Annotated in this window: 18 protein-coding genes; 12 read left to right on the forward strand and 6 right to left on the reverse strand. The window is 54.8% G+C overall.

Features of this window, described 5'->3' with window-relative positions; genetic code table 11:
* The first annotated feature begins 251 nt into the window (after positions 1 to 251).
* The 6 genes from ACN0XZ_RS10970 to ACN0XZ_RS10995 all read left to right on the forward strand — a co-directional run bounded on the left by ACN0XZ_RS10970 (position 252) and on the right by ACN0XZ_RS10995 (position 5,150).
* Complete coding sequence (locus tag ACN0XZ_RS10970) at positions 252 to 974, forward strand: TorF family putative porin (RefSeq protein ID WP_417457801.1); 723 nt, start codon at positions 252 to 254, stop codon at positions 972 to 974.
* A 526-nt stretch (positions 975 to 1,500) separates the two neighbouring features.
* Positions 1,501 to 2,703: a pyridoxal phosphate-dependent aminotransferase gene (locus ACN0XZ_RS10975; RefSeq protein ID WP_417457802.1), complete on the forward strand. Its 1,203-nt coding sequence runs from the start codon at positions 1,501 to 1,503 to the stop codon at positions 2,701 to 2,703.
* A 25-nt stretch (positions 2,704 to 2,728) separates the two neighbouring features.
* Positions 2,729 to 3,568, forward strand: coding sequence for an EamA family transporter (locus ACN0XZ_RS10980; RefSeq protein ID WP_417457803.1), 840 nt, complete (start codon positions 2,729 to 2,731; stop codon positions 3,566 to 3,568).
* Between the two features lie 71 nt (positions 3,569 to 3,639).
* On the forward strand, positions 3,640 to 3,945 hold the full coding sequence (locus tag ACN0XZ_RS10985) for an autorepressor SdpR family transcription factor (RefSeq protein ID WP_417457804.1): 306 nt from the start codon (positions 3,640 to 3,642) through the stop codon (positions 3,943 to 3,945).
* Positions 3,929 to 4,594 (forward strand): SdpI family protein, encoded by a 666-nt coding sequence (locus ACN0XZ_RS10990; protein WP_417457805.1) that lies wholly within the window; start codon positions 3,929 to 3,931, stop codon positions 4,592 to 4,594. The genes ACN0XZ_RS10985 and ACN0XZ_RS10990 overlap by 17 nt, the downstream gene beginning before the upstream one ends.
* Positions 4,595 to 4,688: 94 nt before the next feature.
* Positions 4,689 to 5,150: a Dps family protein gene (locus ACN0XZ_RS10995; RefSeq protein WP_417457806.1), complete on the forward strand. Its 462-nt coding sequence runs from the start codon at positions 4,689 to 4,691 to the stop codon at positions 5,148 to 5,150.
* A 25-nt stretch (positions 5,151 to 5,175) separates the two neighbouring features.
* On the opposite strand, the gene ACN0XZ_RS11000 is transcribed toward ACN0XZ_RS10995, so the two are convergent.
* The gene (locus ACN0XZ_RS11000) at positions 5,176 to 6,450 is read right to left on the reverse strand and encodes an NAD(P)/FAD-dependent oxidoreductase (protein ID WP_417457807.1); all 1,275 of its coding nucleotides are present in this window, start codon (positions 6,448 to 6,450) and stop codon (positions 5,176 to 5,178) included.
* A gap of 163 nt (positions 6,451 to 6,613) precedes the next feature.
* Here ACN0XZ_RS11000 and ACN0XZ_RS11005 point away from each other — a divergent pair, with 163 nt between their 5' ends.
* The 6 genes from ACN0XZ_RS11005 (at position 6,614) to ACN0XZ_RS11030 (ending at position 16,729) form a co-directional block, all read left to right on the forward strand.
* Positions 6,614 to 6,895, forward strand: coding sequence for a FeoA family protein (locus ACN0XZ_RS11005; protein ID WP_417457808.1), 282 nt, complete (start codon positions 6,614 to 6,616; stop codon positions 6,893 to 6,895).
* Positions 6,892 to 8,733, forward strand: coding sequence for a ferrous iron transporter B (feoB, locus tag ACN0XZ_RS11010; protein ID WP_417457809.1), 1,842 nt, complete (start codon positions 6,892 to 6,894; stop codon positions 8,731 to 8,733). The genes ACN0XZ_RS11005 and feoB overlap by 4 nt, the downstream gene beginning before the upstream one ends.
* A 122-nt stretch (positions 8,734 to 8,855) precedes the next feature.
* Positions 8,856 to 10,052 (forward strand): dipeptidase, encoded by a 1,197-nt coding sequence (locus ACN0XZ_RS11015; protein WP_417457810.1) that lies wholly within the window; start codon positions 8,856 to 8,858, stop codon positions 10,050 to 10,052.
* A 140-nt stretch (positions 10,053 to 10,192) separates the two neighbouring features.
* Entirely contained in the window at positions 10,193 to 13,504 is a 3,312-nt protein-coding gene (locus tag ACN0XZ_RS11020; RefSeq protein WP_417457811.1) for a S41 family peptidase, read from the forward strand.
* 198 nt (positions 13,505 to 13,702) lie between these two features.
* Positions 13,703 to 14,986 carry a spinster family MFS transporter gene (locus ACN0XZ_RS11025; protein WP_417457812.1) on the forward strand — a complete coding sequence of 428 codons (1,284 nt, stop codon included), beginning with the start codon at positions 13,703 to 13,705 and terminating at the stop codon, positions 14,984 to 14,986.
* 87 nt (positions 14,987 to 15,073) lie between these two features.
* Positions 15,074 to 16,729 (forward strand): sulfatase-like hydrolase/transferase, encoded by a 1,656-nt coding sequence (locus tag ACN0XZ_RS11030; RefSeq protein WP_417457813.1) that lies wholly within the window; start codon positions 15,074 to 15,076, stop codon positions 16,727 to 16,729.
* A gap of 6 nt (positions 16,730 to 16,735) precedes the next feature.
* On the opposite strand, the gene ACN0XZ_RS11035 is transcribed toward ACN0XZ_RS11030, so the two are convergent.
* The 5 genes from ACN0XZ_RS11035 to deoA form a co-directional block, all read right to left on the reverse strand.
* Complete coding sequence (locus ACN0XZ_RS11035; RefSeq protein ID WP_417457815.1) at positions 16,736 to 17,392, reverse strand: TetR/AcrR family transcriptional regulator; 657 nt, start codon at positions 17,390 to 17,392, stop codon at positions 16,736 to 16,738.
* Positions 17,393 to 17,511: 119 nt separating this feature from the next.
* Positions 17,512 to 20,628, reverse strand: coding sequence for a TonB-dependent receptor (locus ACN0XZ_RS11040; RefSeq protein WP_417457816.1), 3,117 nt, complete (start codon positions 20,626 to 20,628; stop codon positions 17,512 to 17,514).
* A 433-nt stretch (positions 20,629 to 21,061) separates the two neighbouring features.
* Positions 21,062 to 21,850 (reverse strand): S1/P1 nuclease, encoded by a 789-nt coding sequence (locus ACN0XZ_RS11045; RefSeq protein WP_417457817.1) that lies wholly within the window; start codon positions 21,848 to 21,850, stop codon positions 21,062 to 21,064.
* Positions 21,851 to 21,889: 39 nt separating this feature from the next.
* Complete coding sequence (locus tag ACN0XZ_RS11050) at positions 21,890 to 23,107, reverse strand: phosphopentomutase (RefSeq protein ID WP_417457818.1); 1,218 nt, start codon at positions 23,105 to 23,107, stop codon at positions 21,890 to 21,892.
* Between the two features lie 2 nt (positions 23,108 to 23,109).
* The gene (deoA, locus tag ACN0XZ_RS11055; protein ID WP_417457819.1) at positions 23,110 to 24,456 is read right to left on the reverse strand and encodes a thymidine phosphorylase; all 1,347 of its coding nucleotides are present in this window, start codon (positions 24,454 to 24,456) and stop codon (positions 23,110 to 23,112) included.
* Positions 24,457 to 24,459 lie beyond the last annotated feature (3 nt).

Below are 24,459 nucleotides of genomic sequence, written 5' to 3' on the forward strand. Positions count from 1 at the left end.
AATATGACCTTGCCAGCACCCTGCCCTGTTCACGGTTTGTTTTCAAGTCACGATTATAAAATGTGCACAGATGATGTGATTATAATTTAATCACTGACTATTTATTAGTCACTCAACACCACTCCCAGGAGCACCGTCAAAAAATATATCAATATAAATCAATGTGTTAATTGGAATTTTGAATCTGGCACAGGGCTTGCTGATAAGGGGGCATAACAAGACAGAACAAATATATCATCTGGAGGAAGACCATGCCCACATCAACCCTGTTTAAGAGCCGGCTTAAATCCGTCTGCGCTGCAGGCGCAATCTCTCTCGGCGCACTTGCACCAGCGCTTTCAACTTCTGCATCCGCGCAGGAAGAAAGCTCAAGCCCTTTTACCCTGTCCGCCAATGCGGCGATTGTTAGCGAGTATCGTTTCCGCGGCCTTTCGCTATCCGATCACGACCCGGCAATTCAGGGCGGCTTTGATGTAGCGCACGAAAGCGGCTTTTATATTGGCACATGGGGCTCTTCCATCGAGAGCTATGCGGGTTCAGAGTTTGAGCTCGATATCTACGCAGGCTATGCAACAGAGTTTGACGGCCTCGCCTTTGATATCGGTTTGCTCGCTTATACCTACCCCGGCTCAAGCGACACTTATTACCTTGAAATTTACAGCTCTGTTGGCGGCACCCTTGGCACCGTGGACTGGACAGTGGGCGCAGCCTATGTCTGGGATCAGGACAATGTTGGCGGCACAGACAATATCTACACCTATGTAGATGCAAGCATGCCGCTTGGAGATACCCCTTTCTCCATCGCGGGTCACCTCGCCTATGAAGACGGCGCCTTTGGCGACGGCAAATGGGACTGGAGCACAGGAATATCATACGACTTTGAGCAATTCTCACTCTCGGTAAGCTACGTGGACACCAACGTTTCTGGCATCGGCAAGGGGGCGGTTGTCGGCATGTTGTCTGCCAGCTTCTAGGAGCTGAGATGCGGCCCGCCCATCACGAGGTACCTTCCCACCTCAGGGCATAAATGGGTCGCTTCCCTAGCGCATCAGCAAGTGCTGACCTTCACGACCTGATGCGCTGCCTGCCATACTCGCGGGCGAAAGGATGACTGAGACAACCTTCCCTGTCTCTTCATCCCAATACCAAGGGCCCTGAGCAACCTTCCCTGCTCACGCCCTGACCGATGATACGAACCATGGTGCTGACCTTCACCACTTCGTATCAGCCATGCAAATGGCATTTGAGCGTGATTTGCCACCTTCCCGGCAACCGCGCTCATCCCTCCCCTGGCATACCGGGCAGGCGATTGACGCAAGCCTGTCCGGTATGCCACTTCCCTTGCCGGACAACCGCTAAAGCAAACCACCCACCCTCGCGTAAAATTTTCTTGCGCATGCCACAGGTAAATATCACGAAAGTTGCGAACGAAAGCGTTGAAGCGCCGCAAAGCGGTGTTATTCTGGCGCCAATTTTCTGGCCAGCTTTAGGATTCTTCCAATGTCTTTCTTGTCTGCCTCGCTCGACCGCATCAAACCGTCACCCACCATCGCCGTTTCAACCAAAGCCGCAGAACTGAAAGCCGCAGGCAAGGATGTTATTGGCCTTGGCGCTGGCGAGCCTGACTTCGATACGCCAGACCACATCAAGGAAGCCGCCATCAAGGCGATCTGGGACGGACAGACCAAATATACCGCCGTGGACGGCACGCCCGCTTGCAAGGCCGCGATCGTGGAGAAATTCAAGCGCGAGAACGGCCTCTCCTTCGAGACCAACCAGATAAGCGTAAACTCGGGCGGCAAACACACCATCTATAACGCCATGGTCGCGACACTGAACCCCGGTGATGAGGTGGTGATCCCAACCCCTTACTGGGTCAGCTATCCTGACATCACGCTACTTGCGGGCGGCACGCCTGTGTTTGTGCCAACCTCCATCGACACCAATTTCAAGATGACGCCGGAGGCGCTCGAAGCTGCCATCACGCCCAAAACCAAGTGGTTGATTTTCAACTCGCCCTCCAACCCATCTGGCGCCGCCTATACCGAAAGCGAGATCAAGGCGCTCGGCGAGGTGCTCAAGCGGCATGAGCATGTTTGGGTGTTCGCGGACGATATCTATGAGCATATCTGCTATGAGGGCTTTGAGTTTAAAACCATTGCCACCGTGGTGCCGGAAATTGCGCACCGCACGCTGACCATGAACGGCGTGGCCAAAGCTTTCGCCATGACAGGCTGGCGTATTGGCTATGCGGCCGGTGACGCGAAGCTCATCAAAGCCATGGCGAAGGTGCAGTCACAAAGTACATCCAACCCCTGCTCCATCAGTCAGGCAGCGACAGTAGCTGCCCTTCTCGGCCCACAGGACTATCTGGCCGAACGCGCCGCCGTGTTCCAAGCCCGCCGCGATTTGGTGGTTGGCATGCTGAATAAAGCCGAGGGCATCAGTTGCCCAACACCCGAAGGGGCGTTTTATGTGTATCCGTCTATCGCCGGGTGCATTGGCAAAACCTCCCCAAGCGGCCGGAAGATCATGACGGATGAAGACTTTGTTACATACATCCTTGAAGACTACGGCCTTGCTGCCGTGCATGGGGAGGCATTTGGCCTTAGCCCACACTTCCGCATGTCATACGCAACGTCAACGGAAGCACTGACAACAGCGTGCGAGCGTATCCAAGAGGCGTGTGCAAGGCTGAAATAATGAGGCGGAGCGGGAGGACAAGGGCATGACAGACACAGATACCCTTGCCACGCTGTTGATCCTCACCTCCGCGCTGTTGCACGCAAGCTGGAACGCTGCGACAAAACGTACGGAAAACAAGCTTGGCACCATTGCCTTCATGTCGATTTTCGGCAGCTTGCTTTATATCCCGTTCGTGCCGTTTTTCCCGCTGCCGCATGGGGTAATGTGGGCCTTTATTTTTGCGTCTGTTACCGCGCATATTGTCTACCAGCTTGCGCTCGCTCGCGCGCTTGAGTTGGGTGACCTCACCTTCATCTACCCGATCGCCCGCGGGCTTGGGCCGCTCCTCGTCGGGGTTTTCAGCCTCCTCTTCCTCTCCGGCACGCTGAGCCTACCTGAGTTTTTGGCTATCCTCACACTTGTGGGCGGCATTTTCCTTACCATCAGCGCGCGAGCAGGCAGCGCCAAAGCCTTCATCGCGGCGGTTATCTCTGGCGTGATGATCGCCACCTATACCCTGGTGGACGGCTTTGCTGTCAAAAGCGTTGATGAGCCGATGATCTTCATCATATGGGGCGCACTCACCTTCTCCCCCATATTTGCCGCGTACCTGACCCTCATTCATGGGCGCAGCTTCCTGAAAGACAGCCTCAGCACGTGGCGCGTCAGCCTGCCGATCGCCCTTCTGGCACAAAGCGGTTATGCGCTTGCGCTTTATGCGCTCAGCCTCGGCGATATTGGTGAGATCGCCGCCCTACGTGAAACCAGCATCGTGTTTGCCACCCTCATCGGCGCGCTTTGGCTGAAGGAAGATATCCCCGGCAAAAAGATGATCGCCGTGCTTCTCATCGCCATTGGTGCCATTTCCCTCAAACTTGTTTAACTGTCCCTCTTGACATTATGTCGCTTCGTCACTATTTCGGTATTTAGCGAATAAACGAAAAAGGAGCGAAAATGTCAGACGTGTTTAACGCTCTATCCTCTCCCGTCCGGCGGCAAATACTAACGATGTTAAAGTCCCGAGACATGACAGCGGGGGATATCGCCGACCGGCTTTCAGTAGCGAAATCAACCCTTTCAGGGCATTTCAATGTGCTGAAAGCCGCCGACCTTGTGGTGACGGAACGCGACGGAACCACCATTACCTACAGCCTCAACACCAGCGTGGTGGAAGACCTGCTTTCGCTGGTGGTGGGCTTATTGGCCCCGGAAGGGAAACACCAAAACGATGAGGAGGCAGCCAATGGCAAACCTGAGTAAGTTTAAGCTGGCATGGGGCGTTACTGCCGCAACGCTTGTCGCGAGCGTTATTGGCTACATGACCCTTGGGGATGTGACCGAGATCCCGGTGCACTGGAACATGGAAGGTGAGGTAGACGGTACCGCAAGCCCACTGATGGCCCTTGGTTTTATGCCGGTGATGCAGGTTGTCATCATCTTCCTCTTCTCCATGCTTTCTTTTATTGAGCCGAGAAAAGCCAATATCGAGAATTCCGCCAAAGCCATTTCTGCCACAGTGACCGCCACAGTGGTCCTCCTCTCTGCGGTGCAGGCTGGTATCATATTCGAGGCTCACGGCATCCACGTCATGAATGCTACCGCCATCACGGTCGCCCTTGGTCTCTTGCTTGCGGTTGTGGGGAATTATCTCTCGAAGCTGCGCTCCAGCTTTTTTGTTGGGTTCCGCACACCCTGGACCCTGTCGAGCGACGTGGTGTGGCAAAAGACCCACCGGCTTGCAGGCAAGCTCTTTGTGGCTGCAGGTATGACCAGCATCGTTGCAGCCCTGCTCGCGCCCGCTGACATCGCATTGAAAACAATGATGTGCATGATTGTTATCGCCACCCTTGTCCCGGCGGTTTATTCTTGGGCCGTGTGGCGGCAAGAAACTCAGGGTGATACGAAGTAATCGATCAGATCGATTACAGGAGACACTTTAATCTGTTGGAGAAATATCTGGGCCCGTCCTATATTTTCTTCAACAGACAAGGAGGACCACAACCATGACAACAGAATTTAAAACGACTGACCAGAACCAGATCGCCAATGCCCTGAAACCAGTGCTGGCAGAAAGTGTTCAGCTTTATGTGCTGACCCAGAATGTGCACTGGAACGTAACCGGCCCGATGTTTCAGGCCGTGCATACGCTAACGGAAGCACAGTATCTTGAACTTGCGCCCGCGATTGATGAGATCGCTGAGCGTATCCGCACCCTTGGCCAGAAAGCCCCCGCGAGCCTTCAGGCTTACGCAAGCCTTGGCGATATTGATGATGGTGATGAAAACGCATCAGCGGAAGCGATGGTGAAGGCGCTCGTTGCAGCTCATGCGCAGATTGCAAACCGCATCCGCCCGATTATTGGCCTCGCGGGTGACGCGAACGACGAAGTAACCGCTGGCCTGCTGACCGACCGACTAACGGTGCACGAGAAAGCCCAGTGGATGCTGCGTGCCATGCTGGGCTAAGCCAGCCATCAGCCAGTCCAACTCCCTACAGGCGGTCTTTAAGCCAATAGTATAGTATCGCGCTAGAGACCGCCTGCCTCCCAAGCCAGGCGCCTATTGGCAATCGCCATTTTGGTACAGCAGCAAAAAGTTCAAACCGCCCCATGTGGCCGGTGATGGCCTCACCCAGTATCTGCCCCATCAGGTTGCCCATGTTTACGCCGTGCCCGGTGTAGCCGAAGCTGTACCAGATATTTTCACCGATCCGCCCCACAAGCGGCACTTCGCCGAGCGAGACACCCAGCTTGCCGCCCCATTCATGCGTAACCTTGATGCCCTCAAGCTCCGGCCACACCTTGAGAAGGCGCGGCATCAATTTATCCTTCACTGATTTCGGTTTTCGGCCCGAGAAGTTAACCCGCCCACCAAAAAGCACACGACCGTCCGCCGACATACGGAAATAGTCACAAACCTTTTTCGTATCGCAAATCGCATAGCGGTGCGGGTTCAGGCGATCCAGAACCTCACCGCTCAGCGGTTCTGTCGCGATCAGAAAGCTACCCGCCGGGAAAGCGTAACCGCCAAGCTTGCGCCTGAGCAAACTGTGGTGTGCATTGGCGGCCATCACAACATGCTTGGCGCGCACACTGCCAGTGCCTGCGTGCACACGCACCTCTGCGCCCTCATCTATCTTATGAACGGGGCTATGCTCAAAAACCTGCACCCCAAGATTCTTGCATGCTTCATGAAGGCCCAGACATAGTTTAAGCGGGTGCAAATGGCCGTCTGACATGCTGAGCAGCCCACCCTGATACACATCGCTGCCGATGGTGTCCGCAAGCTCCGCCGCACCAAGGAAGTGCCAGCCACGGTCAGGGCAATCAGATTCCATCTCGTTATAACTATGATAAAGCCCTGCAAGCTGACGCGGTGTTGGTGCAACCTCTAGCCAGCCGGGGGTGAGGTCACAGTCGATAGCATACTCATCCAGACGGCGACGGATAAGGTCGTGCCCCGCCCATGTGAGCGCACGCACATCTTTCGCGCGCGATGGGCCCCAATATTTCGCGAGCCTTTCCTGCCCGACAAAACCACGGATAAGCTGGCCGCCGTTCCGGCCAGACGCACCCCATCCCACCTGCCGCGCTTCAAGCAAAGTAACCGTCCGCCCTGCCTCCGCAAGCGTGAGTGCCGCAGAAAGCCCGGTGAAACCACCACCGATAACACACACGTCCGTTTCCACGTGTGCATCAAGCGTCGGCTCTGCCTCATGCAAGGGCGCGGATGCGGCATACCAGCTGGCGGGATAGGTGTTTTGCATTTCTTGTCCTCCATCCAGCACTCTACTGCGACAAAGAGCCATGCCAAAGCAATTCGTTCGCGCTTGCCCGCCCCTGCCTTCCATGCTATGCAGCAAGCAAGATTGAGAAGCATTCTCAAGTTGTAGACCAGAATGTAAAAGCGTTACCACAGGCGAGCCAACAATGAACAATCAAACCCCAGTTGCCGCAAACGGCACCTCAAGCCTTGGCGAGATGCGCCCCGGCGCACGAGGCCGTATTGCATCATTTGATGCTGCGGCGTCCCACTGCCATCATCAGGATATGGTGGACCGGTTGCGTGAAATGGGGTTTGCCGAAGACCTTGAGATAGAAATACTGCACCAGAGCCCGTTTGGCCGTGACCCGATAGCGGTTCGTGTCGGCAAAATGACCGTAGCCCTGCGCCGCAAGGATGCTCATATCGTCAAGGTGCATCTGGCATGACAAAAGCAAAACTGGTAGCGGTTGTCGGCAACCCCAACTGTGGTAAGTCGGCCCTTTTTAACGCTCTAACAGGTCTGAGGCAGAAGGTTGCCAACTATCCGGGCGCCACGGTTGAGCGCCGCGCGGGCCCCCTTCTGGGCAACAACAGTATTGAACTGATTGATCTGCCTGGCACCTATAGCCTGACCCCAAGAAGCCCTGACGAGGCCGTGACCCGCGATGTGATCATGGGCACCTATGAGGCGGAAGGCAAACCGGACGCGCTTATCTGCGTGGTGGACGCCACCAACCTTGAGCAACACTTGCGCTTCGTGCTGGAACTTAAAGCCATTGGGCTGCCGACGGTGGTTGCGCTTAATATGACGGACCTCGCGGCACGCGAGCAGATCAGCATTGATGCGGATGCTCTATCCAAAAAAATCGGTCTGCCTGTGGTTGAAACTGTGGCGGTGCGCCGCAAGGGGCTTGAGAGCCTCAAGGACAAAATCCTCGGCACGACGGGTGATCTGACGAATAAAGCCATGGACTTTGGCGCCAGCACCCGTGACCGCCAGCGCGCGGCCCGCAAAATTGCAAAAGACGTTACACTGAGCGAAGGCATTGGCCACCGCACCACCCGCGTGCTGGACAATATCCTCCTCAATCCGATCATCGGCCCCGTCGTGCTTTTTGGTATCCTCTTCCTCATGTTTCAGGCGGTTTTCGCGTGGGCAGAAGCCCCCATGGGCTGGATCGAGGACAGCATCGCTGTCCTACAAGGCCTTGCCGCAGGCGCACTGCCTGATAACTGGCTGTTGAGTTTTATCAACGACGGTATTCTCGCTGGCGTAGGGGCGGTGATTGTCTTCTTCCCGCAGATTATCATCCTGTTCGCGTTTATTCTCGTGCTCGAAAGCTCCGGCTATATGGCACGGGCTGCTTTCTTGATGGACCGGCTGATGGCATCTGTGGGGCTTAACGGTCGCGCCTTCATTCCGCTTCTGTCGTCTTTCGCCTGCGCCATCCCGGGCATCATGGCGGCCCGCACGATCTCAGACCAGAAAGACAGGCTGACAACCATCCTGATCGCGCCGCTGATGACCTGTTCCGCGCGCTTGCCTGTTTACACGCTTATCATCGCAGCCTTTATCCCAAACACTGATGTGTGGGGCGGTACTGTGGGCCTGCAGGGCCTCGTGATGTTCACGCTTTATATGGCAGGCATCGTGTTTGCGCTCATCGTCGCGGCTGTGATGAAACGCACCATTACCAAAGGCGAAAATCAGACCTTCATGCTTGAACTGCCCAAATATCAGCCGCCGCACTGGCGCTTTGTTCTGGTTGGGCTTTATGAACGTTGCCGCGTCTTCCTGCGCCGCGCTGGCACCATCATCCTCACTGTCACCGTGGTGCTGTGGGCGCTCGCGAGCTTCCCCGGCGCACCTGAGGGTGCAACGGAACCCGCTGTCACCTATAGCCTTGTGGGTATCATCGGCGGCTGGCTTGAAGTGATTTTCGCCCCTATTGGCTTCAACTGGGAAATCTCAGCCGCGCTTGTGCCCGGCATGGCCGCGCGTGAAGTGGCGGTCGCCGCCCTTGGTACGGTCTACTCCCTGTCCGGTAGCGAAGACGCTGTCGCGGAAGGCCTTGTGGGCATGCTGAACGGCGCATGGAGCCTGCCAACAGCCCTGTCTTTCCTCGCGTGGTATGTGTTTGCGCCGCAGTGCCTTTCCACCATCGCGGTCGCGCGGCGCGAAACCGGCGGCTGGAAATGGCCGCTTGTGATGGTGGGCTATCTGTTTGGCCTCGCCTACCTCGCCGCCTTCATCACATTCCAGCTTTCCAGCGCATTAATGTAAAAAGAGCACCTGACCCGCATTTCTGGATGTGGGTCTTGCTGCGGACATAAATATGCGGTAGCCACAATAGGCATAGTAAAAGAATAAAATATTCATCACATGTCACATCAGGGAGCAATATCGTGAAACATTTATTCGCAGCAGTATCCTTGCTTGCGCTTGCCGCCTGTTCAAGCGAGGCACCACAGGACACGACCGGCGACGCCAACCGTATCGCCCAGGACACCATCATCATTGATACGCACATCGACGTGCCATACCGCCTTGATGCGGAATGGGAAGACGTGAGCGGCACAACAGCGAAGGGCGACTTTGACTATAACCGCGCTGTCGCAGGTGGCCTTAATGCCCCTTTCATGTCGATCTACACACCCGCGCAATACGATGGCACCGAGAAGGCCAAAACCCACGCAGAAGACATGATCGCGATTGTTGAACGCATGGTCGCGGAAGCGCCAACCAAGTTCCGTATCGCGAAAACCGTAGCGGATGTTGAGCAAGCGTTTGCAGACGGTGTTATCGCCCTGCCGCTTGGCATGGAAAACGGCTCACCTGTTATGGCTGACCTTGAAAACCTTGATTATTTTTATGAGCGCGGCATTCGCTACATCACGCTTGCACACTCAAAATCAAATGACATCTCCGACTCTTCCTACGATGTGAACCGCCAGTGGAACGGCCTGTCTGACTTTGGCCAAAGCGTCGTGCAGCGTATGAACGAACTGGGCATCATGGTTGATATCAGCCACGTATCAGACGACGCCTTCTGGCAGGTAATGGAGCTGGCGGCTGTGCCACCAATTGCGTCGCACTCGTCAGCGCGCCACTTCACTCCGGGGTTTGAGCGCAATATGTCTGACGACATGATCAAGGCGCTTGCCAACAAAGGCGGCGTGATCATGATCAACTATGGCTCCGCCTTCCTCACTGAAGAAGCCAATAAATATGGCCCAACCATGGATGAGGAATATCTGAAGTATCTAGCGGACAATGGCCTTGAGGATTCAACTGACCTTAAAGACCAGTATGAAACCGAATACCGCAAAACCAACCCATACCCATATGCCACCACCGATGATGTGCTTGATCATATCGACCATGTGGTGAAGCTGGCGGGTGTTGATTATGTGGGCATTGGCTCAGACTATGACGGTGTGGGCGATAGCCTGCCAACCGGCCTTAAGGATGTTGCATCGTACCCGACGCTTGTAGCGGGCCTCGTGAAACGCGGTTATTCAGAAGAGGACATCAAGAAAATCCTCTCTGGTAATATCCTGCGGGTTTGGCGCACGGTTGAAGCTTACGCTGCCGCGCACTAAACCGACCTGAAAAAACGTTATAATAGGCCGCACCCTCCGGGTGCGGCCTATTGTCTTCCAAGGGTAATATTACATCATAAGTACTAGACCACAGGGCAAAACTTGTTAAAGTTTCGCCTGAAACTTGAGGGGGATAATCCATGAAAAAAATACTGACGACAGCAACCCTTGCTGCCCTGATGGGCTGCGCAAGCACCGCCGCCATGGCGGAAGCCAATAGCGACTGGTTCGGTGAGGCCGCCATATCACCAGATGCCAATACCATCGTTTTCACCTACAAGGGTGACCTGTACAAGGTTTCAGCCCAAGGCGGCGATGCGGTACCGCTCACCGTAAATGCGGCCTGGGAAGGCCATCCGGTCTGGTCCCATGACGGCAAGAAAATCGCCTTCGCAAGCGACCGCAGCGGCGGAACGGACGTTTATGTAATGTCTGCATCTGGCGGCGAGGCCACCCGCCTCACCTTCCATAGCGCGCACGATGTGCCGCATGACTTTACTGCGGACGATAGCGCCGTGACCTTCAGCTCCACCCGCATGGACAGTGCTGAAAGCAGCCAGTTCCCGCGCGGTTCACTGTCCGAGCTTTATAATGTGCGCCTCACTGGTGGCACGCCGGAAATGGTTCTGACCACCCCGGCATCTGAAGCGCGTTGGAACGACAAGGGCGACAAGCTTCTGTACCGCGAAGAGAAAGCGCTTGAGAGCGACCTGCGGAAACATGACACCTCGGCCTTCGCGCGCGATATCTGGATGTATGACGCAAAGAGCGGCAAACACACACAGCTCACCACCTATTTAGGCGGCGACCACAATCCTGTGTGGGGTCGTGGTAATACGGTTTTCTATACCTCAGATGAAGGCGATAGCACGTTCAACGTATGGCAGCTGAACCTCGAGAATGGGGAGCGCGAGCAGCAAACCAGCTTCAAGGAACACCCTGTTCGCAGCCTCACGCGGTCAGAAAACGGAACACTCGCTTTTGTTCACCATGGCTCGATCTACACCGCCAAAAGCAGAAGCCGCCTCACCAAGCTTGATATCAAGATCAATACCGACGGTCACGGCCGTGATGGTGAGGTGATCTCGGTCACCGATGATGTGAGCGAGTTTGCGGTATCACCAAACGGCAAAGAGGTTGCCTTCGTGGCACGCGGTGAGGTTTTTGTGACCTCTACTGAGTTCAAGACAACAAAGCGGGTAACAAACACACCGGCGCAGGAACGCAGCGTCGATTTTGCGCCTGACGGCAAGAAAATTGTTTTTGCGGCAGAGCGTGACGGCAAATGGAAACTGGTGGAAGCCAGCATCCATGACGAGAAAGAGAAATATTTCTTCGCCAGCACGCTGATCGACGAGAAAGTAATTTTCGACACAGACGATGAAGCCTTCCAGCCCAAATACTCACCTGACGGCAAGAAGGTCGCCTTCCTTTCAAGCCGTGACGTGCTGAAGGTACTGACGCTGGAAACAGGTGAAGTGGTTGAGGTGCTTGGGGCTGAGTATAACTATTCCTATTCAGACGGCGACATCACCTTCGCGTGGTCACCTGACAGCAACTGGTTGACTGTCGACTTCATTGCCCGCAAGCGAATTTTCATCACCAACATAGCGGTTGTGCCTGCGGATGGATCTGCCCCGCCGCGCGACATCAGCCTCTCCGGCTATCAGGACAGCTTCCCCAAATGGCATGCAAATGGCGGTGCTGTGATATGGGGCAGCTCCAGATATGGCCAGCGTGACCACGGCAGCTGGGGTCGAGAGTTTGACGTGATGGCCGCCTTCCTCACACAGGATGCTTACGACAAATTCTCCATGTCCAAAGAGGACTATGAGCTCATGAAAGAGCTTGAGAAGGAGAAGGAGAAGGAGAAGGAGAAGGAGAAGGAGAAGGAGAAAAAGAAGAAAGAGGAAGAGGCTGAGAAAGCCGAAGGTGAAAAGGATAACGCCGCCGACAAGGGCGACAAAAAAGAAGAGGGCAAGAAAACCGAAATTGAATGGGACGGTATGCAGGACCGCACGGTTCGCCTAACCGAGCATTCAAGTGACCTCGCCGACATGGCCCTCACCAAAGAAGCCGACAAACTTTATTATCTCGCGCGCTTTGAGGGCGGCTATAACCTCTGGGTTCAGGAGTTGAAAGAGCATAGCACCAAGCTTCTCCTGAAGATGGACGCCAGAAACGCTTCCTTCGTGCTTTCAGATGACGAAAAAACTGCCTTTGTGCTCGCGGATGGCAGCATCTCGAAACTTGAACTCAAGGACGATAGCGCGAGCCGCAAGCCGGTGAAGCTAACGGCTTCCATGGTTCTTGATGCGGATGCAGAGCGCGCCTATTTCTTTGAGCATATCTGGCGCCAGGTACGGCATAAGTTCTATAATCCCAATATGCACGGTGTGGATTGGGACCGTATCAAGGCTGAATACGCACCGAAGCTTGAGAGCATCGGCAACAACCGCGATTTCGCACGCTTGATGGAAGAGATGCTGGGTGAGCTGAATGCTTCCCACACCGGCGCTTACTATCGGGGCAATGTGAAGGGTGGTGATGACACCGCCGCACTTGGCTTGATTTTCGATATGAGCGACACGTCAGGTGGCCTCAAAATCGTTGAAGTGATCGACCGCAGCCCGCTCGTGAAAGCCGATAGCAAGATCAAAGCCGGCATGTCGCTGGTGGCGATTGACGGTGTCGAGCTTGGCCGGGACGTGAACTATGCGGCCCTCCTGAACCACAAGGCTGGCAAGCGGGTTCGCCTAACCGTTGAGATGGACGATGGTACCCGTTTTGATGAGGTGACAAAACCCATCAGCCGCCGCGATGAAGGCAATCTCCTATATGAGCGCTGGGTGAAGGCCCGCCGTGCCTATGTGGAGGAAATCTCAGGTGGCCGTGTCGGGTATGTACATGTTCGTGCCATGAATGACGCAAGCTACCGCGATGTCTACTCAGACCTCCTTGGGCGCAACTTTGAAAAAGAAGCCGTGGTGGTTGATACACGCTGGAACGGTGGCGGCTGGCTACATAACGACCTCGCGAAACTTCTGGCTGGCAAACAATATCTGCAAATGAAAGTGCGCGGTGACCGTGTGTTTGCGGGCGACCCACTTGATCAATGGACCAAACCTTCCATCGTTGTGATGGGTGAAGGCAACTATTCAGATGCCCACGCCTTCCCTTACACCTACAAGGTACTTGGCATTGGAGAATTGGTTGGCATGCCTGTGCCTGGCACCATGACTGCAGTGTGGTGGGAATGGCTGCATTCAGGCGATATCGTGTTTGGTATCCCGCAGGTTGGCCAGATCGATGCTGACGGCAACTATCTGGAAAACCAGCAGTTGGAGCCGGATTACCGCGTGAAAAAGCTGCCGGAAGACAGTGCGGCGGGCCGTGACCCGCAGCTCAAGAAAGCTGTTGAGGTAATGCTTGAGCAGGTACAAAGCCAGTAACTGCTGATAACCTGCACCAGAGAACGGGCGCCCGCACATGTTGCGGGCGCTTTTTTTATTTGCCTCAACTCGTCGTGTATTACCTTGCCGCTACGGATATCTGCCCTAAGCTCATATAGCGCGCGAGGGGAAGCGCGAGCGGATACCAAGGTCCAGATGCATCGTATGCAAGTGGTATCCAAACCCGAGGGGAGATAGATGAAAGACACCAAAGGGGTACCGCTTGTCAGCGAGATGTCCAGAAATGCCAAGATATATACGCTTCTGGTCCTGACAATTGTATACGCATTCAACTTTATTGACCGGCAAATCCTGGTCATCCTGCAACCACTTCTGAAAGCAGAGCTTAATTTAAGCGATACACAACTCGGGCTGCTATCTGGCTTCTCGTTCGCGATCTTCTATACTGCGCTGGGTATCCCTATCGCCCGACTGGCCGACCGCCACAACCGGCGCAATATCATCGCCATCGCGCTGACTGTCTGGAGCGGCATGACGGCGCTTTCCGGTATGGCACAGAACTTCTTCCAGCTCTTGCTTGCTCGTATGGGGGTCGGTGTCGGTGAAGCTGGTGGCAGCCCGCCCGCACATTCCATGATCTCGGATATGTATGAACCCAAACGCCGCGCCACAGCGCTCGCGATCTATTCTGCCGGGTTATATCTGGGGGTGATGATTGGCTATTCCTCAGGTGGTATTCTTGGCGAAATGTACGGCTGGCGTACGACTTTTTTCATCGTCGGCATTCCCGGTATCCTGCTGGCTCTATTGCTGCGCTTCACCGTAAAAGAACCGCCTCGCGGCCTATATGACACCGGCTCTGACGCCGCTCAGCCCACGATGAAAGATACCTTCAAGAGCATGCTCGGGCTGAAGTCATTTCCCTATATTGCTTTCGGCTGTGCCATGTCTGCATTCGTCAGCTACGGCACCAGCAACTTCATGCCCGGTTTCATGATCCGCTACCATGGTATCTCGCTCTCGAATATAGGTATCATTCTAGGGTTACTCGCTGGCGGCGGCGGCATGATTGGCACCTTCCTTGGCGGATACCTGACCGACAAGTTTGGCGCAAAAGACCCCCGGTGGTACCTATGGTTGCCTGGCCTATCCGCTGTGTGTGCCATCCCGCTTGCGCTCGTCACCTATCATACCGATAGCAGGGCCGTCATGCTTGGCACATATTTTGTGGTGGTGATACTATCCACCTTCTATCTGGCGCCAGCCATCGCGGTCACGCACCGGCTCGTTAGCCCACGTATGCGTGCCATGTCGTCTGCGATCCTCTTTTTTGTTCTGAACCTGATTGGTATGGGCCTTGGCCCTGTACTTGTGGGTGCGATCAGCGATTTTGAACTCGCGCGCACAGGGGTCGATGGGCTGCGTACCGCGCTCACCATCGGCACCATGATCGCCCTCGTGAAAGGGTATCTCTTCTATATGGGTGGGAGAAAGCTACCAGAGGACCTCACCAGGGAATAATTCACGGCATATAAACACAATGCGCGCTGGTAATCCGGCGCGTTCTCTGCCAGCATAAAGTCGTTTCTTTTGAGCGACTTGAGGCCTATGGCACCAATAAAAGACAGACAAAGCCTGTTTGAGATCGGCATTACCACAATGCTGATCTCGTTTGCGCTCGCGCCAGCATTTTCCATGACACTCAACCTCATACTTGCGCTTGGGCATTGGCTTTTTCTTACCAGCGCAACTTTGTTTGCGCTTGAGGCGGCCCGCAGGTTACACCCTGTGGCGGGATCATTCCTGTTCAGCATAATCACCGCCATTCTCGCAACCGAGATACTGGTGCAGCAGCTAACCGGCCTGCACCTGAACGGCTTCACCCTTAGCCTGATGTTCGAGAGTGGGTGGCGGCAGAACATTGGCCTGTCGTTCACCGCCGTACTTGCTCCGATCGCGTTGATTGCGTTCAGTTTCCTACTCGCGAGAGCACGCCCACGCAAAGCGCTGAGGCTACCGCTCAGGCCAACGCTAGCCTTGGCCATTATCGGCGCAACCGTATCCCAACTGGCCTACGCGCTCCTATACTTCGAGGCCGACACTCACGTGATGGAAACACGGCGCAAGCTGCCCTTTTTCACCGCCATGCATCCCTACAGGGCAGAGAAGTTGCTCCACCCCTTTCTTGGTGACCGCCCCTTAAATCCTTTTGCCCTATCACGCGCGGATGTTGCCTCCCCCGAACGGATAACGCGCGATCTTAATGTCACCCGCCCGCGCAACATTCTAATGGTGATTGCGGACAGCATAAGAGCGGCCGATATCAAAGCCGACCCAGGCGTCGCACCAAATATCGCCGCGCTCGCGGGCTATGGCATGCTATCGCTTGATCACTATGCCGCATCGAATTGCACCCACTTCAGCATGTACAGCATGTTCACGGGCAAACTGCCCACGGCCTACGAGGCCGCGCGGCGCGCAGCGGCGCCCACAGGCCTGATGAGTTGGCTTGAGGGCGCGGGCTATAAACTTTCAAGCGCTGAAGCCCTGTCGCTTGACTGGTACGACCTTTCGTCGCTTCTGTTCAGCCCCGCGAAAAGAACTATCGCCAGCAGCGGCACGGCAGCAGAGCGAGATAGTTTCGTAACCGAAACAACTATAGATATGCTTAGCAAAGCCGGGGAGCGGCCCTTCTTTCACCTGGCTTACTATAATGGTGCCCATTTTCCTTATGGTGACAATGACCCCCTGCCGGGCCTTGTTGGCGGTACGCCGGAAAGTTACCGCAACGCCGTACGTGCCACAGACGCCGAGATTGGCAAGCTTCTGGAAGCTGTGAGGGAAACTGGTCGGGATATGCTCGTTGTTGTGACCTCTGACCACGGCGAATCTGTTTTTGAACACGGCACGGTGGGACACGCCAGCGCGCTTACTGATGAGCAGATGATTGTGCCTTTTGGTGTGATGGGTGGATCAAACCTGCCGCTCCCCGGAAGCCAGCTCGGCATTGCTGACTTCATTCTCGCTGAATTGGGAGCAGAGCAAGAGCGGGCGACCGACACCCCCACACTGCTCAGCAACTGTAGTTATGCCTTCCCGAACGGCTTCGCAGTTATTGAGGACGATCGGCGGGCTGATTTTCTTTTCGAGGATGGTTTTTTGAGCCCAGTACCGTCCCCAAACGGCACAATGCCGCCCAAAGCGTTTCAGCTTGAAGCGGCACAGCAACTCGTTAAAGCGATCAACAGTGAAGCGTCAAACTAGCATCTCTTAAGCAGCAGCTTCAGCTAAATTGAGCCCGACACTTTTAAGGACAAGGTCAATCACTGTGGCTTTGGCTTCCTCAAACTGAGCATCATTCAAGGGCTCGCCCTCGTTCATCACATCAATCTGCGCCGCAAAATCTGCATAATGCTGTGTTGTGGCCCAGATCATGTAAAACAAGTAGCGTGATTTCACCGGCGCAAGTTTGCCTTCGGCGATCCAACGCTCCAGCACGCGCTCACGGCTTTCAAGCCACGGCTTTACCGTGCCGACAAGATAATCCTGCAAAAACGGTGCGCCGGATGCCATCTCGATGGCCCACAAACGGGAACCATGCGGCCGCGAACGGGCAAGATCCATCTTGGAAGCAACATAGGTGCGCAGCGCTTGCGCCGGGTCTTCGGTTTCGTCGAATGTATCTGCGGCATGCAACCAGATAGAACACACACCCTCGATCACCCGGCGGTAAAGGTCTTCTTTTGCGCCGAAGTAATAGTAGACATTGGGTTTAGGCACACCAGCCCGTTCGGCGATCAAGCCAACGCTTGCTCCCTTAAAGCCCTTCTCTGCAAACACTGTTTCCGCCGCCACCAGTATCTTCGCTACATTTTCTCGGCGGATGCCGGCTTTATGGCCGGTTTCTTGTTTTGTTTTGTCCGTCATAGGTCCCCCTGAGGCCACCTTTAACCACACTTCTACACAAAGGTCTATGCACATGTGGCTCTAAAGAAAACGCCCGGGAGAATCCCCCGGGCGTCATGTATGGGGTTACAAGTTCAGGATTAGAACTTGTATTTCGCACCAATTTGCAGAACCCAAACAGAGCTTGCACTCTGGAAGCGGTAGAACGGTGCACTGTCAACGTTGGTGTAACCAATCTGACCAGTCGTCGGGTTAACGACGGTATCCACCAGAGCTTGCTGACCGAACTGAGAGTCGTAAGCTTCGCCCCAAGCGCTGTTGAGGAAGTTCAGAACGTTTTCCATGTTCATGAACAGCTCAACTTTACCAAAGCCAACACCAACTTCCTGTGCGATACGCAGGTCAAGATCGTTGATCCATGGGCCACGCTCGCTTTGCAGCGCTACAGACTTACCACGCTCCAGGTCAAAGTCGTCAACCAGTTGGTTGAAGGCATCACGTACGCCTGCGTTTGCGAACACAACTTTCGCTGTCGCCGCAGCCGCAGAACCCGCCAGTGCAGCTTCACCTGCTGCTGGTACATAGAGCAGGTGACCGTCGCCGCTATCGATAGAACCTGAACCACCGAACTGGAGATATTCGTCCATCGCGAGGGAGTATGGCTTGCCGCTACGACCTTGGTAGTAGAGACCAACAGTGGTGAAGTTATCGCCCCAGAATGCTTTCTGGTAGGTCAGGCCAAGTTTAACCTGATGGCGTGTTTCAAACACGGATGTACCGCGCAGACGGTTGTTACGGTCGAGGTGAGCCGCATAGTTATAGTTCGACGATGCTGTCGAGCTTGTACCTTCGTTCGCCACTTCAGAGTCGTTGAACGCGTATGAACCGAAGATCGACACACCGTTGTCCCATGACTTATCGAAGGAGAAAGCATAAGTTTCAGACTTCGCTTCGATGCCGTTGGTAAGCAGAATGTCGTAACCCTGAGTAGAGCTGTAAATTGGCGAGCCATCCACGGCAGTGTTAACCACGGTACGACGCAGCTCTTTCCAGTCAGCCGCGTTTTGTGAACGTGCCCACAGCGCTTCAAGAGTTACGTGCCAGTCATCACCAAGTACGCCAAGGTCAAGGTAGCGATCAACCGCGAGGTTGAACTTCCAGGTTGACGGAATCTTGAAGTCAGGGTCGATTGCCGCAACATCACCACCGTCTGGGTTACCGCCGAGACCGTCACGTGCAAACTGCGGAACTTGAGTGAAATCAGGGTTAGCGATCAGGTCACCGTCATTGGTGAAGTACGTCAGCGTCGTCACACCATCAAGCGAGTAAGCGTTTGAAACCCACACAAGCGGGTCACCACCGGCGAAACGACCGAAGCCACCACGGAGTGTTGTTTTGTCGTCGAGATCATAAGTGAACGCAAAACGTGGCTGGATGATGCTCTTGCCGTCAAGCGTCGCTGTGTTGGCAAAACCGTTGCGGTCAACGAAGTTCTGGTTGAGCGCTGGTGCGTCATTGGTTTTCCAGAAGTCAAAACGCACACCACCCGTAAGGGTCAGCTTGTCGCTCATGTCCCAACGATCTTGTAGGTAGAGCGTGTGTGTCGCAAGCTTAAAGGAAGCTGCACCGTCATCTGCGTTGTTTGTCGCAGCGTTCTGGTAGGAGAAGGTTGCAGGTGTGCCAGCTTCGAACTCGTCGATGCTGTTAAACTGCCAGATACCACGTGTACGCTGAATAAACAGGTTAAACACGTCAACCGCATCATACTCATAACCGGCTGTGATCGTGTGATCGCCGCTTACATAGTCAGCTTTCAGTTTAGCCTGCCATGTTTTGTTGTTCAGCGCGTTTGAGTGGCGGCTGTCATCGATACCCATGTAGATGGTGCCACCGCTTGTGCGCACCTGAACTTCACCAATGCCTTGGTCAAGCGCCAAACCAATCTGGCCGGTTTCGTTTTTCTTGTAACCAAGTTTAAGTTCGGTTGAGAAATTGTCTGACCAGTCAGAGAAGACCTGGAAGTTATAAGCTTGCAGCTTTTCAGAACGGTTATAGTGGTGTGACAAGTAGCCAAAACGGTTGCCGCCATGGTCGGTCTGAGAAAGCTGGTTACCGTCAGTATACTGGTAAGAAGCAAACGCACGGTGGTTATCGTTGATGTTCCAGTCGAGCTTGAAGAAAATCTTCTCGTCTGCTTCGGTGATTGCGTTATCGCCGCCGTGCATGTTGTCAATGCCGTATTGTGACGAAGCAATCTGATCAACCCGGTCAATGTCAGCTTCGAGAATGCTGTAAGTGGTTGTATCGGGAGTGGAACCTTTATACTTCTCGTAAGAACCAAAGAAGAAGAGCTTGTCTTTAATGATTGGCCCGCCGAGGGTCGCGCCCCAGAATTTGTTTTCGAACACGCCGAGGTCAACATCACGGTCTTCACCGTCAGCTGTTACAGACTTGTCGCCTGCAAGGCTGTCGTCACGGTACTGATAGAAGGCAGTGCCGTGGAATTCGTTGGTACCGGATTTGGTTACAACGTTGATCTGACCGCCTGTGAATTTGTTGAACTCTACGTTAAACGGCGCTGGAGAAACGCTAACCTGTTCAACCGCATCCACAGAGATTGGGGAACGCTGAGTTGGGTAACCGTTACCGTTCAGACCGAAATCATCATCCTGGCGGATACCGTCAACAGTCAAGCTGTTGAAACGGTTGTTTGCACCACCGATTGAGAGCGCATCATTGCTGCCGCTGTCGATGGAAACGAATGGGTTTGCACGCATGGTGTCTTTAAGGTCGCGACCGATCGACGGCATCTTGTCAATCATCTCAGCGCCATATGAAGAAGAACCACCGGAGCGGATCGCTGCGATACGGTTCGCAACAACTTCAATCTCTTCAACGCTGGCACCCGATGCCACCAGAGGAATAGTCAGCGGAAGTGGCTCGCTTACATTGAGGTTCAAACCTTCAAACGACTGGCCTTGGTAGTTGCCGGATGCGGCCACAGTTACGTTGTATGGGCCACCTGGGCGCAGGCCGCGCGCAAGAAACGCACCTGAGTTGTTGGTAGTGTATGTACCGCGCGACCCGGATGGAACGTGTACAACAGTTACTTCGATCCCGGAAAGTGGGTTCCCGGAGGCATCAACGACCGTACCACGGATCGAGGATGTAATTTCCTGCGCGATTACAGGCACACTTACCGCCATTGCGGCCAGTGCAACGCTACTGCAAAGAGCAGCTCTCATTTGGCGTTTCATTCCCTAAGCTCCATTAACGTGCCGATGTATCTACTGGAAGGGCCCCCTTCGATCCCGGCACTGAACGACTAATTCGCTGTTTTAAAAAAAGTCTCACACACAGAACATGCCGATAGAAACAACCAAATCCTGACTGAAAGGTCAAGTCGGGCTGCAGCTCGGCACAAACGCTGCGTCGCATGACTTTTATGCCGCGTTTTTTTCAGTTTTTTGACGAAAGTGTCAAGATTCATTGGAAGGCTGCGATTTATGGCAGTCGCAAACATTGAATAAGTGACGGAAATGGCACAGCGCCGCCACTTTTCAAGGATTTCAGCGCTTTCGCTTTCATCCAAAACTGTGGCCCAAAAACAACAAAGAGGGCGCTCATTGCACCCTCCATTCACACCGATATGCGAATCGTTTAGTATTCGTGCGGGAATTTATTCCTCAATTATTCTGCTTTAGCGAACAACTGGTTCAGATACCCCGCCAGACGAATGCCGCCCTTGGAGAGCTGTGATTTGATCACCGGCGTGTATTTGTAAACATAGTCGTAGCTGAAGATAGCATTGCCCACATTATAGATATCCGCGCGCATGGCAATCAGCTCCCGCACCCAATCGATGGGCTCTGCGCCCTGCCACTCTGTAATCTGCTCAGGCGTAATTTTTGGCTCAAGGAACCGCACCCACTCACTGAAGGAGAGCAGCTTGTAGTCGATCAGGTCTTCATCCCACACTTTGTGAAGGTTGCTCATCTCCTCGAACCACACAACGTCAATGCGGTTTCCGCCCCAGTCTTCCGCACGGCCAGCATGAAGGGGCTGGTGCAAATCGCCCACAATGTGAATGATGAAACGAAGTGCGAGCTGGCGTTCTTCAAGGGATAGACTCTCGTCCTTCACCTTTTCACTATACATCGCAAGCGCCGTGAGCGCATCACCCGCCGGGTTTTTCACGCTCTCTTCATAGGTCACGCCGTCCGGCAGGTTGATATAGTGATAGGTCTGGGATTCCCGCCGCCAGAAAGCATCTGGGTTTGAACGCATTTCGTCAGGCCAGTTTGCCGCTTCCGCCATAAACTCGTTGCCGAGCAAGGACTTCACGGCAGCCTCAGCCTCGGGCGTCAGATGACGCGAGGCCAGTTCAGCAATGACCCGGTGCCCCGTTGGTCCATAAGCACTGACGGAGACGGAAAGGCCCGCCACCAGCATCAGCCCACAAAACAGTTTGCGCAACATACCCCTTGCTCCCCTTATTCATCTATTCAGTATGAGTTTCTAGAATGCGTTTTCGCCGTCTTCGAGCGCGGCAATGCCCAGGTGCTGCGCCACACTCTGCCCGATGTCAGCAAAGCTTTTGCGAACACCTCGGCTACCGGGCCGCAACTTTGGCCCATAAGCCACGAAGGGCACGTGCTCGCGCGTATGGTCGCTGCCCGGCCAGGTAGGGTCGCAGCCGTGGTCAGCAGTCAGGATAACAACATCATCATCTTTCATACCGCGCAGAAATTCAGGCAGGCGCCCGTCGAAATACTCAAGCGCCGCCGCATATCCCGCCACATTGCGGCGATGGCCAAAAGACTGATCGAAGTCGACAAAGTTTACGAATGTCAGCGAGCCGTCGGGCGCGTTTTCAAGCTTCTCGAGCGACACGTCAAAAAGCCCGTCAAGCCCATTTGCTTTCACCTTCTGCGTAAGGCCGCGATGCGCAAAGATATCCGCGATCTTGCCAACGGAGATAACCTCCCGGCCCGCGTCTTCCAGCTTCTCCAGGAGCGTAGGTTTGTGAGGGGGCGTGGCGAGGTCACGACGGTTACCTGTACGCTCAAACTGCCCATCCTCTCCAACAAAAGGACGCGCAATCACACGGCCAATATTATACTCGTCAACCAGCTCACGCGCGACCGCACAAACCTCATAAAGCCGGTCAAGGCCAAAATGCTCTTCATGCGCCGCGATCTGAAACACGCTGTCGGCCGAGGTATAGACGATCGGCTTGCCGGTGCGGATATGCTCGTCCCCCAGTTCTTCCAAAATCACGGTGCCAGACGCAGCCTTGTTACCAATCACGCCAGGCAAACCACAGCGCTCAACCAGCTCAGCCAGAAGTTTTTCCGGGAAGCTAGGGTATTTTTGCTCAAAATATCCCCAGTCAAACTCAACCGGCACACCTGCCATCTCCCAGTGCCCAGAAGGTGTGTCCTTTCCAAAAGACCGTTCCGCACACGCGGCATACATGCCGGTTATATCACCCGTCAGCTCCAGCCCCTTGGGCTCTTCGCCTGTCGCGAGCTCTGCCGCTTTACCAAGGCCGAGGCGCGCCATATTGGGAAGTGATAACGGACCAGCCACGGGGCGCTCAGGAGCAGTTTTTCCGGCCGCGCACCAGTCTGCGATATGGCCAAGCGTATCAGCACCCACATCGCCAAACTTCTCTGCGTCAGGAGCGGCGCCAATACCAAAACTGTCCAGAACCAAAATAAAGGCCCGTGCCATCACTATTCTCCGATTGTTTGCGCGACGATAGGGCCTGCGTTCACTGCGGCCTCGGATATCGTCACGGCGGTCCGGAACCGGTTGACTGCGTCTTCAGCCTCGGCTTCAGACCGAGCATACACCATCGCGAGCGGTTGGTCCGCCTGCACGCTATCGCCAATCTGACAAATTTCCGTGAAACCAACGCTGTGATCAACCGCCTGCGACGGGTTGGTGCGCCCGCCACCAAGCGCCACAACGGCCATGCCAATCGCGCGCGTATCCATCGCAGCAACATGCCCGGCTTTGCCAGCAAGAACCGGTTTCACAACTGACGAGAGCTTCAGGTGATTATCCCGTTTTTCAAAAAGATCAGCGGGGCCACCTTGTGCGGCCACCATCTTCTCAAACAGGGCTGCTGCATCGCCGCGCATCAAGGCGACGGCGGCCTTGTCACGCGCAACATCGAAGTTCGGTTGCGCGCCAGATAGGCTGAGCATATGCGCGGCCAGATCAAGCGTGATATCAACGAGCCGCCGGTCAGCCGCTTTCGGGTTCACCAAAAACTCAATCGTCTCAAAAATTTCAACGGCATTGCCCGCTGTGCGGCCAAGGACCTGGTTCATATCGGTCAAAAGCGCCGTGGTTGGCACCCCCGCCGCACCGGCAACCCGCACAATGTTCCGGGCCAGCTCTTCCGCCTTTTCATAACTATCCATGAAAGCACCATTGCCAAACTTCACATCCATAACCAGCGCATTGAGCCCGGCAGATAGCTTTTTGGACAGGATGGAAGCCGTGATCAGCGGGATACTTTCCACGGTCGCGGTAACGTCACGGATGCTGTAGAAGCGTTTGTCAGCAGGGGCCAGATCACCAGTTTGGCCGATAATCGAACAGCCAACCGTCTTGACGATTTCCGCAAACTTTTTGATGCTGGGGTATGGATCATAGCCCGGTATCGCCTCAAGTTTATCGAGCGTACCACCTGTATGGCCCAAGCCCCGACCCGAGATCATCGGCACATAGCCGCCGCACGCAGCAACAATCGGCGCCAGCATCAAGCTGACCTTATCGCCCACGCCGCCTGTTGAGTGTTTATCAACAATGGGAGCGCCAGCTTCAAAGCCAAGCTCGGTCCATTTCATCACGTCACCACTGTCACGCATGGCAAGCGTGAGCGCGGCCCCCTCTTCCGGTGTCATGCCATTGAAGAAAACGGCCATACCAAGGGCCGCTACCTGCCCGTCAGTCACGCTGCCGTCGGTGATGCCCGCCACAAAGCGTTTGATATCAGCATCAGCAATGACGCCACCGTCCCGCTTGGTCCGGATCACTTCTTGCGGCAAAAAGGTGCCAGCTTCACTCATCAC

It is taken from the genome of Kordiimonas sp. (genome assembly GCF_048264555.1).
GTDB lineage: Bacteria > Pseudomonadota > Alphaproteobacteria > Sphingomonadales > Kordiimonadaceae > Kordiimonas.